General features: G+C 68.0%; 10 protein-coding genes and 1 pseudogene. 2 read left to right on the top strand and 9 right to left on the bottom strand.

Annotated elements, in window-relative coordinates:
• Positions 1–17: 17 nt before the first annotated feature.
• The 4 genes from ACFY4B_RS01075 to ACFY4B_RS01060 form a co-directional block, all read right to left on the bottom strand.
• On the bottom strand, positions 18–1,898 hold the full coding sequence (locus ACFY4B_RS01075) for a UvrD-helicase domain-containing protein (protein WP_375874033.1): 1,881 nt from the start codon (positions 1,896–1,898) through the stop codon (positions 18–20).
• A complete protein-coding gene (locus tag ACFY4B_RS01070) occupies positions 1,895–3,754 on the bottom strand; it encodes an ATP-dependent endonuclease (protein WP_375874032.1) in 1,860 nt (619 codons plus the stop codon). Before ACFY4B_RS01070 ends, ACFY4B_RS01075 begins: the two co-directional genes overlap by 4 nt.
• 345 nt (positions 3,755–4,099) lie before the next feature.
• Positions 4,100–5,251: a helix-turn-helix domain-containing protein gene (locus ACFY4B_RS01065; protein ID WP_375874031.1), complete on the bottom strand. Its 1,152-nt coding sequence runs from the start codon at positions 5,249–5,251 to the stop codon at positions 4,100–4,102.
• A 43-nt stretch (positions 5,252–5,294) separates the two neighbouring features.
• Entirely contained in the window at positions 5,295–5,993 is a 699-nt protein-coding gene (locus ACFY4B_RS01060; RefSeq protein ID WP_375874030.1) for a hypothetical protein, read from the bottom strand.
• A 241-nt stretch (positions 5,994–6,234) separates the two neighbouring features.
• Between ACFY4B_RS01060 and ACFY4B_RS01055 the strand changes: the two are divergent.
• Positions 6,235–6,372, top strand: a pseudogene (locus tag ACFY4B_RS01055) (MFS transporter); the annotation flags it as partial.
• A gap of 286 nt (positions 6,373–6,658) precedes the next feature.
• Here the strand turns inward: ACFY4B_RS01055 and glnA are convergent.
• A complete protein-coding gene (glnA, locus tag ACFY4B_RS01050; RefSeq protein WP_049656821.1) occupies positions 6,659–8,071 on the bottom strand; it encodes a type I glutamate--ammonia ligase in 1,413 nt (470 codons plus the stop codon).
• A 275-nt stretch (positions 8,072–8,346) separates the two neighbouring features.
• On the opposite strand from glnA, the gene ACFY4B_RS01045 reads away from it, so the two are divergent.
• Positions 8,347–8,814, top strand: coding sequence for an RDD family protein (locus ACFY4B_RS01045; RefSeq protein WP_380737830.1), 468 nt, complete (start codon positions 8,347–8,349; stop codon positions 8,812–8,814).
• A 102-nt stretch (positions 8,815–8,916) separates the two neighbouring features.
• Here the strand turns inward: ACFY4B_RS01045 and ACFY4B_RS01040 are convergent, their stop codons facing one another.
• From ACFY4B_RS01040 to lipB, 4 genes are all read right to left on the bottom strand, one after another.
• Positions 8,917–9,606 carry a DUF4191 domain-containing protein gene (locus tag ACFY4B_RS01040; RefSeq protein ID WP_387966151.1) on the bottom strand — a complete coding sequence of 230 codons (690 nt, stop codon included), beginning with the start codon at positions 9,604–9,606 and terminating at the stop codon, positions 8,917–8,919.
• A 109-nt stretch (positions 9,607–9,715) separates the two neighbouring features.
• Positions 9,716–9,949 carry a hypothetical protein gene (locus ACFY4B_RS01035; protein WP_074000875.1) on the bottom strand — a complete coding sequence of 78 codons (234 nt, stop codon included), beginning with the start codon at positions 9,947–9,949 and terminating at the stop codon, positions 9,716–9,718.
• A gap of 309 nt (positions 9,950–10,258) precedes the next feature.
• Entirely contained in the window at positions 10,259–11,212 is a 954-nt protein-coding gene (gene lipA, locus ACFY4B_RS01030; protein ID WP_049656812.1) for a lipoyl synthase, read from the bottom strand.
• Between the two features lie 238 nt (positions 11,213–11,450).
• Positions 11,451–12,221, bottom strand: a complete 771-nt coding sequence (gene lipB, locus ACFY4B_RS01025; RefSeq protein WP_049656811.1) for a lipoyl(octanoyl) transferase LipB — start codon at positions 12,219–12,221, stop codon at positions 11,451–11,453.
• Positions 12,222–12,226: the final 5 nt, after the last annotated feature.

Below are 12,226 nucleotides of genomic sequence, written 5' to 3'. Positions count from 1 at the left end.
CCGCGCTGTGCGGCCGTTCAGAGGCTGACTATGGACCAACCGTCGCGTCCCAGGGCTCCGAGGTGGGGATTCGCACGGTCTTCGTGGACGGCGACTGCAAGCAGGTATCTGGCGCGGGTGGCCGCGACGAAGGTGTTCATCGCAGCGTGTCGGCCGGTGGCCTTGAGTCTGCTGGCGGGCATCTCCCCAGCAATCACGGGGAGCAGGCTGCCCAGATCGTGGCTCTTCCCGTTCTTCGTGGCGCACTCAAGGATGAGGGTCGCGCAGTGTGTCTCGCCCTTCGCGCTCGCGACGGTGGTCGTAAGCACCGACGGCAGAGGTCCTCCCGAGGCATGCGGCAGCGGCGTGTAGGCCAGCCAGCGGGCATGGGTAGCCCTGTCTATCCAGACGGGGGCACCGACAGCCTCCTGCACCAGTTCCCCCAGGCGGTTGACGAATTCCTCCCAGGTGGCCGGGGTGTCGCAGTCGCCGTGTAGCGCCTTGACCAGGAGCACACGCAGGCGGTGGCCCGGTGTGCCTGGCGTGCGGTCGAGTTGAGGGAATGGCGGCAGGCTGTCAGGGAGAGCCTGGGCCGTGGTCGGCGCCTGCAACTCCCAGACCAGGGCTCGGATGGCTCCCCACAGAACAGTGATTGCGGAGCCGGCCTGGCTGGTGTGCAGCAGAACCGTTTTGGCGCTCCGGTAGGCGTGCAGCAGTCGACTTACCTCCACTGCCGTCCCAATGACAGGTTGGGGAAGGTAGCAACCGACCGCGCGGGGGAAGAGCCGTGAGGTTCCTGGGCTCTCGCGAGCGCCGAGGACCTTCGGTGGGTGCGCGGTGATGGCTTCGGGCGGCACTGCCCGCCGGACGAGTTCGCCGAAAGCGGGCAGAACCTGGGTGATGCTGCCCTCGGTGAAGGTGATGATGGCGAGAGCGCTCTCGGGGCCGTGGCCGCGGATCTCTTGCGGGCGGTGAACCGCTAGCCTGCTCGCCACTCTCGCCGGGCCCGCGCCGAAACGCAGGCTCACCGGGAGCTCCATCGCCTCCTCATTCGGGAATCTTCCTGCCGCAGGTCCGGCACCGTCTGTACCGAGGATGCGCTGATTGACGTCTCCCACGCACTGCACGACAGTGCTGTCCCCGAACACCGCCTCCAACAGGCGGCCCTGCTCCTCACCGGTGTCCTGCATCTCGTCTATCAGGACGAACGGGAACCGGGAGCGTAGGCCGGCGGCCAGGCGGGGATGTTGGTGCAGGTGTTGGGCGGCGATCGCATACATATCGGCATAGCGGAAGACACCGCGCAGGGAAAGGCACTCCTTCAGCTTCATCAACTGCCTGTAGCTGGCAGTGCCCCGATTGAGGTTGTCGACCTGGATCTGAAGTTTCGGCTCGGCGGGGTCGAAGACGTACGTGGCTTCGGTGACCATCTTCAGCCCGTCGGCTCGTTGCCGGGTGAAGGCCTTCAGCGTCCTGAACGGGCCCAACTCCAGAAGCCTGCGCGCCTGGGCAGCGAAGGCTTGGTCGTCGACGCTGCGGGTGGCGATCTTCAGCGAACGCAGGGCCGGCAGTGCGAGGAAGGTGTGGACGAAGCTCTGGATCGTCCCGACGAAGTGCGGGTAGTGCTCTAACCGCCGTGCCCGTCCGGTCAGTCGGCTCGTGATTTCCTGGGTGGCGGTGTTGGTGTGGGACAGGACGCAGAGGCCTTGGCGGTCGGACAACCAGCCGTCCGCCACCAGTGCGAGCTTCAGGGCGACCAGGGTGGTCTTGCCCGAGCCTGGGGCTGCCTGCAGGTGCAGTGGGCCACGGGCTTCCAAGAACGCGAACTGCTCGGGAGATGTCAGGGCGAGGCCCATGCTCCGGGCCTTGGCTTCGATGCTTTCACGGTCCAGGGCGGTGGGGGACAGGGGCAGCGTCACGACCGGGCACTCCCGCGCAGGTAGCCGATCGCCTCCACCAGGTAGCCCGGCAAGTCCTCGGGAGAGATGCCGGATGTCTCCAGCAGGCGGGCAGCGTGCTGGGCCGCGATCGGCTTACTGGTGTTTCCCACGCGCAGCGGACGGTAGATCCTGAGCGCGCACTCCTCCAGCGAGAGGCGATCGTCCTCCCGCCACTTCTTCACCTCCATGGCCGCGATCTCCTCGATTCCCACGAGATCCTCTGCCTTCGGCCACTTGGAGCGCTTGGCTGCGCTGATCGCCTGGTGCATCAGCGTCGCCATCGGCCATGAAGAGCGAGCCAAGTCGTATTCGAGGGTCCACCAGTTCGACACGAAGGTCCGGACGGCTCCGCCATCGCGCTTCTGCTTATTGACGACGCGTTCGCTCCGCTCCTCCGCAGTGAGGCTGCTCCACCGCGTGAGCTCCTTGGTCATTTCCTTGTCGGCTCCATCGGGAGCCAGGTCCATGTCCGTGATGCAGGCCACGCGTACCGGCGGCAGAGTGGAGTCCTTGCGCTGGAAGATTCGGGAATAGCGGAACAGGCCGGTGCTGCCGACATTCACGATGCTGACGCCGTTTTCGGCGAACGAGTGGCCAGCGACACGGGCGAGTGCGGGGAGGAGCAGGACCTCCGCATCTCCCTCGACCATGGCGACGGCCCGGGCGAAGAAGAGGTTCGCCTTGGTGGCGTCCAGGAACCGGCTGAGGAACGCGTAGTCCGAGGAGTCGAGTTGGGTGCATTCCGGCCGAAGAGGGAACGTCCGGCCCCGCGCCACGAGGGTCAGGTGCTCCACCGGCACACTGGAGGCGATGTGTGGGCTGTGCGTGGTGGCGATGATCTGGACGGGGGACTCGCCCCGACTGCGGTCCTGGAGCAGGTCGACGACGCGGGTCTGCAGCTGTGGGTGCATGTGGGCCTCGGGCTCCTCGATGAGGAGGATGGGGGAGGTGCTTTCCCGGCCCAGCAGGAGGAGTTCGGCGGCCATGAACAGGGCGTTGTTGTAGCCGAGGCCGTGACGGGTCGACTCGGTGAGGCCGGGGTCGGGTGCGAAGGCCAGCTCGAGGCGCTCAAGGACGCTTTGGAGCGATGCGGTCGTGGCGATGCTGATCGCGCCGGAGAGGGTGTCCTGGCCGATGGCGAACCTGTTCAGGTATCCGCTGTTGAGCTCGTCCCGGGCTTTCTGCACCAGGGTGTTGGCGTTGATGTGGTGGTTGGCGCGCTGCAGGATGCCCACCAAGGTGCCGGCACTGTCCTCGGCGGAGTCGAAGTCGTTCTCCCGCTGCTCGTGCATGCCGGGGTACTGGGTGAGGATCTGCGACAACCGCGAGTTGCGGCTGGCCCGCATCTCCCCTTCGGCATCGCGCAGCGGCCGCAGGTACGTCGCACGCAGACGCTCGCGGACTTCGCCGTCGAGCGGGGTCTCGCCCGCACGCACCCTGACGGACATGCGGTGGGGCACATCCGGGTCGAAGGGCTCTGCCCGCAGGGTCACGGTCAGCCGGGAAGCCTCTCCCGGAAGCGAGGTCAGGAACTCGCTGAAGGAGCCGATTTCCTGGTCATCGAGACCTTCGAACGTACAGCTGATCTGCAGGTAGTCGGCTCTGCCGTCAGCACCGCAATGGAGGTCGTCCGCTGTGATGCGGGTGAAGTCGGCGCTCGACGTCAGGCACAGCCGGATCGCGTCGACCACCGCGCTCTTGCCACTGTCGTTCTCTCCAACCAGAACGGTGAGGCCCGGCTCAAGAGCGAGGTCCAGAGCCGACCCCAGATCCGAGTCGGTGGCAGGCCCGCCGAAGATACGGAAGTTCTCGGCTTGCACGCGTGCCAGATACATGAACCCCTCTAATGTTCGCTGGCTGCCGCAGGCAGCCGCCACTCCCCGTACCGGCACGCTAGAGCGGCTGCGCTCCGCGGCGCAGCGAAGTAATCATGATGAGATGTAGACAACCAAACCGCTGACCGGCCCTGGAGCGCAGCGACCGGCCCCTCGTTCGGTGACGGACTATGAGGGCTTCTCCGCCCCGCAAGGACCTGCTCGGTCAGCGGGGTACCGCCGGGCCCTGGCTCAGTGAGCTCCGTCCTCAACCTTTTGGTTGAGGAGTCGCCGTCGTCAGTTGCGTCCGCACGGCGGCTCGTTGTGTTGAAGCCGACGTCGCGGATGCACTGGACCTCGGGGCGATCAAACCAGGCTTAGACGCGGCCGCTCGCCGACTGGAGCAGCAGATGACTCCCGGCCGCCTTCTTGCGCTGTGACGATGAGGCCGAATACGAGATCGTTCAAGTCGCTGGTGCGCAGGTGAAGCTCGCGGGCGACGTCGGGGAGTTTCACGCCCTCTTGGCGCATCGCGCTGAACACCTTCGCAAGGACCTGGGATGTCTCGTGCCGCAGCCCGCGAGGCTCGGCCTTGCGGTAACCGAGCCGGCCGAGGTCGACGCAGTGGGTGCGGTACTGCCAATCGGTCGTATGACCAAGTTCGTGAAGGCGGTGGGCGAGGGCCATCGCGGCGACCCGCCAGTGCTGTTTGGCGGTGAGGATCCAATCGGTGGTCGCGTTCTTCGGCGCTCGGGCGAGGATGTCGGGGGCCGGCATAAGCAGGGCCGCGGCGAAGCGGTGCGCTTCCGCCTCCGCGTCCGGGCCGTGCGGGATCTGTTCTTCGCCGTGAAGGACCAGGTGACCAAGTTCGTGAGCGGCGTCGAAGCGGCTGCGCTCGGCGGTCTTCGTGGTATTCAGCAGCACAAAGGGCGTGCCACGGTTCCAGAACGAGAACGCGTCCACGTCCTTGCAGTCGCGGGACAGCGAGAACACGCGGGTTCCGTGCGCTTCGAGAAGATGCAGCATGTTCCCGATTGGGGCGTTCCCGAGGCCCCACCGAGCCCGGACCAGGTTTGCTGCTTCCTCGGCTGGCGGTAGGCCCTCGGAGGCCTGTCCTGGCATCGGGATATCGGCGACGTCAGTACGGCAGCGGCTGAAGGAGGTCAGCGACGGCAGGTCGTGATCGAGGAGGCGAAACCGTTCGCCGATCCAATTCTGGAGTTCCCACGCCATGCGCCCGTTACTGAGAGCGATGTCTCGCTGAGAGGCAGTCATCTTGCTGGGCGCACGGAAACTCACCGCGTCCGGGGGAAGGTCGGCGACCTCGTCCGCGTGGAAGAACGACTCAGGAAAGTCCAGAGTCTGGGCGAGAGAGGCGAGCGACGCCGCGGAGGGTGTGGCCTTGCCGCTCTCGAAGTCGCCCAGCCGCCGGGTGGTGATCCCGGCGAGCTGGGAGAGACGGGTGACGGTCAGGCCCCGGCGCTTGCGCGCCAGGACGAGCCGGGATGCGGTGATCATGGGAGGAGCACGTTTCGGGGGAGAGGGCGGACGGGTACTTCGCTCAGCCCAGTCGTTCGACCGGAATGTCGAACCCGCTGTTCGGGTCGATAGCGTCCTCGAACGGGGTGAAGCCGTCGAAGTCGATCTCGGGAAGGATAATCCGCTCGTTCCACACATCGATCTTTCCGTGCTCGCCAGCGCCTTCCGGGAGAGACAGCTCAGCGTGCAGACGGACACCGGACTTCGTGCTCACGTGCTGATACAGCAAGAACCACGTCGGAATTCCGTCGCCGACCTCCACGTCCTCCTCGCCGAAGCCGACACCGGGGATCAGTAGCTGGCGGTTTGTCGCTACCCGTCCCATCACGGCTGTGCCCTTGGAGTAGCGGGTCGTTGGCTTCAAGGCGCCGAAACCTGTCTCGCGGCTCCCGCTGGAGACGGTGATTGCGAACTCTTCGGACGGGGCGACGAGCAGTGGGACGTTGCGCGGACTCGCGGCGGTCCAGCCATGCGGCAGATAGGTCTCGCGGAGGAACCGTACAGTGCGACCCCAGAAGATGTTGCCGGGCAGAGAAATGGGGTCCAGGCCGGTGCAGAAGTTTCGTTCGGCCTCGGCACGCTGCAGCACGGTGTCGATGTTCTCGACAGCCGATGGCGTGCCCTCGGGCGACAGTCCGAGCTTCTTGAGGCGTTCCTCGACCTCGTGCACGTCTGTCCACACCACGGTCATTTTTGCGCCGCCCCTCTGGATCACCGCCAACTTCCGGATACTCTCCCTCATTTGAGGTGGAAAATCAAGAAGCGGTGCTAGTGGGGGCGGGTGTCGACGAGGTCAGGTGCATCCCTGAAGTGAGGGTCGCCCGCTGATCGAGGCGGTGAGGTGCGTCCGACGACAGCGCGAGCGTGTTGGGGCACCACGTCCCTCGGGGTCGACAGTCCTGGACATCCATGGAGAGGCCTTCGAGTCGGTAGCTCAGGACCACGAGGGCCGGGCCCGGCCCACCAGGTGGTCCACCCAGGCGACCACCGCCGCGTTCTCGGCGGCGCTGCTGACCTCCGTGCTGGCCGGGGTTCTGATCGGCCGCCTGTCGGACCGGCGCGGCCCGAGGGCGGTAATGACGGCCAGCTCCGCTCCTGGCGAGCGTGGGCGGCAGAGCTGGCAAGAGGTCGAACCTGCTAAGTCGGCAGCCTCCGAGTGATGGCTACCGAGAGTAGCGAGATGGCGTACTGCCCAGCGCTGGCAAGGGCAACGGGGTGATCATCGCGAGTTCGATCTATGCGTGCTCATTTCACGCTCATTTCACATCGCGAGTCCCAGAGGTGCCGCAGCCGACCCCTCTCCACGCGTTTCCGCAGGTCAGGACCCTGCCCGACCTGCGGAAACGATGAGAGATCAAACTGCATTTCCGCAGGTCAGAGGGGGTCCTACAGGTCGTAGTAGAGCTCGAACTCGTGGGGGTGGGGGCGGAGGGCGATCGGGGCGATCTCGTTGGTGCGCTTGTAGTCGATCCAGGTCTCGATGAGGTCCGGGGTGAAGACGTTGCCGGCGAGGAGGTACTCGTGGTCGGCTTCCAGGGCCTCCAGGACGGCGGGGAGGGAGGAGGGGACCTGGGGGACGTTGGCGTGCTCCTCGGGGGCCAGCTCGTAGAGGTCCTTGTCGACGGGCTCCAGCGGCTCGATCTTGTTGCGGATGCCGTCGAGGCCGGCCATCAGCATGGCGGCGAAGGCCAGGTAGGGGTTGGAGGCCGGGTCCGGGGCGCGGAACTCGATGCGCTTGGCCTTGGCGTTGGAGCCGGTGATCGGGATGCGGATCGCGGCGGAGCGGTTGCGCTGCGAGTAGACCAGGTTGACCGGCGCCTCGAAGCCCGGCACCAGGCGGTGGTAGGAGTTCACCGAGGGGTTGGTGAAGGCCAGCAGCGAGGGGGCGTGCCGCAGCAGGCCGCCGATGTAGTAGCGGGCGGTGTCGGAGAGTCCGGCGTAGCCCTGCTCGTCGTAGAAGAGCGGCGAGCCCTCGGTCCACAGGGACTGGTGGACGTGCATGCCGGAGCCGTTGTCGCCGAAGATCGGCTTCGGCATGAAGGTGGCGGTCTTGCCGTTCCGCCAGGCGACGTTCTTGATGATGTACTTGAACAGCATCAGGTCGTCGGCGGCGTGCAGCAGGGTGTTGAACTTGTAGTTGATCTCGGCCTGGCCGGCGGTGCCGACCTCGTGGTGCTGGCGCTCGACCTCCAGTCCCGCCTTGGCGAGCTCCAGCGACATCTCGGCGCGCAGGTCGGCGAAGTGGTCGACCGGCGGGACGGGGAAGTAGCCGCCCTTGTACTTGACCTTGTAGCCGCGCACGTCGCCCTCGGCGGCGCCGCTGTTCCAGGCGCCGGCCTCCGAGTCGATGTGGTAGAAGGACGCGTTGGCACTGGTCTCGAAGCGGACCGAGTCGAAGACGTAGAACTCGGCCTCGGGCCCGAAGTACGCGGTGTCGGCGATGCCGGAGGAGGCCAGGTAGGCCTCGGCCTTCCTGGCGACGTTGCGCGGGTCGCGGCTGTAGGCCTCGCCGGTGACCGGGTCCTGGATGAAGAAGTTGATGTTGAGGTGCTTCTCGGCCCGGAAGGGGTCGAGGCGGGCGGTGGCGAGGTCCGGCACCAGGGCCATGTCGGACTCGTGGATGGCCTGGAAGCCGCGGATCGACGAGCCGTCGAACATCAGGATCTCGGACGGGTCGAAGGTCGCCGCAGGTACGGAGAAGTGCTGCAAGACGCCCGGCAGGTCGCAGAACCGGACATCGACGAACTTCACGTCGTTGTCCTGGATGTACTGCTTCACTTCGGCGGCGTTGTTGAACATCCATCCTCCTCGGCGTGCGAATTGGGCTCACCATAGGAATGGGTCGTTTCCAGCCGGTGACCCGCTCGTTTCCTAGATGTTAACCACGGTCGCCTCGCGGGCGGCAAAGATGTACGGGACGGTACAAATCGCCCCGCCCAGCTGCGCACCCTTCCGCAAGTGGTCTGGACCACTTGGAAGGGCGCCGGGATGACGATTCACCCGGTCGGGGGTGATGCCCCGGCCGGAGGGGAGCCGGTGGCGGTGCGACCCGTCAGCCCGGTTAGTGTGGATTCGTGGACACCAGAGAAGCGTTGGGATCGTGGATCGACGGCCCCCGGGCGGCCGCCGAGAAGATGGGCGCCGACTTCGGCCACCGCGGCGAGCGCCTCGGGCTGCCCAAGGAGGGCTCCGGCTCGATCGCCGGCCCCGGCCGCCGGATCGGCGCGCTGTTCGTGGACGGCTGGCTCGTCGCCCTGATCTCGTACGGGCTGATCGCCCGCGGCGACCAGGCCGAGGCCAACCTGTGGACCAGCCCGCTGTACTTCCTCGTCGCGGCCCTGATGCTGTCCACCACCGGCACGACGGTCGGCAAGCGGCTGTTCGGCCTCCGGGTGGTCCGGCTGGACGGCCGCCGCGCGACCATCCCGCAGGTCCTGCTGCGCACCCTGCTGCTCTGCCTGGTGGTGCCGCCGCTGGTCTGGGACCGCGACACCCGCGGCCTGCACGACAAGGCGGTCGGCACCGTCGAGGTCCGCATCTAGCACGGTCCGGACAAGCCCGGCAGCAGATGCCGGACGACGCCGAAACGGCCCCGCTGAGGATTCAGCGGGGCCGTTCTCGTGTCGTGAGGGGCGGGGGAGGGGTCAGCGGGTCTGGCCGCCCTTGGGCATCCGGGCGCCCTTCGGCATCGGACCCTTGGGGATCGGCGCCTTGGAGAGCAGGTCGCCCAGCGCGCGCAGGCGGTCGTTGGTCTCGGTGACCTGGGCGGCGGTGATGGCGCGGGGCAGGCGCATCAGGTGGATCTGGAGCTTCTTCAGCGGGATCTCGCCCTCGCCGTTGCCCACCACGATGTCGTGCACCGGCACGTCGCCGACCACACGGGCCATCTTCTTCTTCTCGGAGGCCAGCAGCTGGCGGACCCGGTTCGGGTTGCCCTCGCCGATCAGCGCGATGCCGGCCCGGCCCACGGCGCGGTAGACCGCGTCCTGGCTACGGGTGACCGCGACCGGGGTGCTGTTGGAGCTCCAGCCGCGCCGGATGTTGTTCAGCACCGCCGCGACGGCGCCCGGCTGCCCCTCCATCTGCCCGAACGCGGCGCGCTCGGCCCGGCGCCCGAAGACGATCGCCATGGCCAGCACGGCCACGATGAAGCCCAGGATGCCCAGGTAGACGGGATGCTCGATCGCGAAGCCGATGGCGAGGAACACGCCGAAGGTCAGCAGGCCGACGCCGGCGATGATCAGGCCGATCTTGGTGTCGACCTTCTTGGTCATGGTGTACGCCAGACGGATCTGCTTCAGCCGTCCGGGGTTCTCGGATGTTTCCCTCGCCATAACGCTCATGGTACGTGGCGCGGGTACGGGATATCCAAGCCCGGGTACCCGTTCGCCCCAACCGTGACCCGTGCGCCGGTGCGCCGTCGCGCACAGCGACGCCGGGGGCTCACTTCCGTGGCGTGGAACGGGTCCGTGGCGCGGGACGGCCCGGGGGCGTGGAGAGGGGCTGCGGCGTGGTCCGGGCGGCCTCCGCGTCGTCGTGCCGGCGGTCCGCCGCGTACCGGCGGTTCTCGCACACCGCCGCCCACGCGTTGCGGCGCGCGTGCTGCTGGCCGGGGGCCAGCAGGACGCTCTCGGCGTACCGCAGTGCCACTCCGACCGATCGGATCCGCATCCGCATGCCGAACAGCTCCTCTCCGGGCTGATGGGGCCGAGCCGGCCGAGCCGGGTGAGACGGCCGTGGTGGCCGTGGTGACCGAGCCGGCCGTGGTGGCCGTGGTGGCCGTGGTGGCCGAGAAGAATCGAACGCTCACCAGGCGTCCAGCGTCCCCACCCCGTGTTACCAGCCCGTGACCAGGCCGTCAAAGCGTGGTGAAACCGAAAGGGCGGAGCCGAAGCTCCGCCCTTTCCCTGGCTTGAACAGCACGGCCGGCCCGAACGGACCGAACGGTCCGACCGGTCCGATCGGACCGTACCGGTCAGGAGACCGTCAGACCGCGGCCTGCTCGCGCCGCTCCAGCGCCTGCCGGTACAGCCGGCCGGCCCGGTACGAGGACCGCACCAGCGGGCCCGACATGACGCCCGCGAAGCCCAGCTCCTCGGCCTCCTGCTGGAGCTCGACGAACTCCTGCGGCTTCACCCAGCGCTCCACCGGGTGGTGGCGCAGCGAGGGGCGCAGGTACTGGGTGATGGTGATCAGCTCGCAGCCGGCGCCGACCAGGTCGGCCAGTGCCTGGCTGACCTCCTCGCGGGTCTCGCCCATGCCGAGGATCAGGTTGGACTTGGTCACCAGCCCGGCCGCGCGGGCCTGGGTGATGACGTCCAGCGAGCGCTCGTAGCGGAAGGCCGGGCGGATCCGCTTGAAGATCCGCGGCACCGTCTCGACGTTGTGCGCGAGCACCTCGGGGCGGGAGGAGAAGACCTCGGCCAGCTGCTCGGGCACCGCGTTGAAGTCGGGGATGAGCAGCTCGACGCCGGTGCGGCCGGCCGCGCGGTCAGCGGTCATCGCGTGCACCTGGCGCACGGTCTCGGCGTACAGCCAGGCGCCGCCGTCCTCCAGGTCGTCGCGGGCGACGCCGGTGATGGTGGCGTAGTTGAGGTCCATGGTGACGATGGACTCGGCGACCCGGCGCGGCTCGTCGCGGTCGAACTCGGCGGGCTTGCCGGTGTCGATCTGACAGAAGTCGCAGCGGCGGGTGCACTGGTCACCGCCGATGAGGAAGGTCGCCTCGCGGTCCTCCCAGCACTCGAAGATGTTGGGGCATCCGGCCTCCTGGCAGACCGTGTGCAGCCCCTCCTTCTTCACCAGCGACTGGAGGGCGTTGTACTCCGGGCCCATCTTCGCGCGGGTCTTGATCCACTCGGGCTTCCGCTCGATGGGGGTCTCGCTGTTGCGGACCTCCAGGCGGAGCAGCTTCCTGCCGTCGGGCGCGACAGCGGACACGTGCGACTCCTAGAACTAGACGGGGTACCCCCAGGGTACGCCTGTGGTTGTACGGCCTTCGTCGGGCCTGTTGCCCTGCAATCGCAGGGCAACATGGCTACCGGTCGGTAGATTCCCAGCGGCCGCCGGGATTTCCGACGGCCGTCAGGACAGCGGGGCGGACGGCCGTCGGGGCGGACGGCCGTCAGGGCACATCAGGTTGGGTGTCCGGCGGTGCGCCGGAGCCGGGCGGCGGGGCTCAGCGGCTGAGCGCCGGCTCCGGCAGCTCGGCGAGGACGGCCGCCAGGTGCCGCTCGACCACCGGGGCCGCCTCGGCGGCGGACAGTCCGCGCCGCAGCTCGCCGGTGAGCGAGGCGACGCCCGCGTCCCGGATGCCGCACGGCACGATCTTGTCGAACCAGGTCATGTCCGGGTCGCAGTTGAGCGCGAAGCCGTGCATGGTGACCCCGCGGGCGACCCGCACGCCGATCGCGGCGAGCTTGCGGTCGTCCCCGCGCTGGCCGGCGTTGGAGGGCGCGTACTCGGGGCCGGCCAGGCGCGGGTCGATGCCCAGCGGCAGGCCCATCCGCAGGGTCAGCTTGCCGATGTCCACGACCTGCGCCGGGTCCACCACGGCGTCCGGGATGGACTCGCCCAGCACCCAGACCCCGCTGCGGCCCTCGACCCGGGTGGAGTCGATGCCGAACTCGCCGGCGGTGCGGATCAGCGCCTCCTCCAGCCGGCGGACGTAGGCGATGACGTCGATCGGGTCGGGCAGCTTGACGATCGGGTAGCCGACCAGCTGGCCGGGGCCGTGCCAGGTGATCTCCCCGCCGCGGTTGACCTCGACCACCGGCGTGCCGTCCAGCGGCAGGTCGGCGGGGTTGGTGCGCTTGCCCATGGTGTACACCGACTGGTGCTCCAGGAGCAGGACGGTGTCGGGGATCTCGTCCGCGACCCGCAGCGCGTGCAGCCGCTGCTGCTCCTCCCAGGCCTCCTGGTAGGGCACGGTCCGCTCACCTATGCCCATGCGAA

Source organism: Kitasatospora sp. NPDC001261, from assembly GCF_042896795.1.
Lineage (GTDB): Bacteria > Actinomycetota > Actinomycetes > Streptomycetales > Streptomycetaceae > Kitasatospora.
This window is presented reverse-complemented; position numbering and strand designations above follow the sequence as displayed.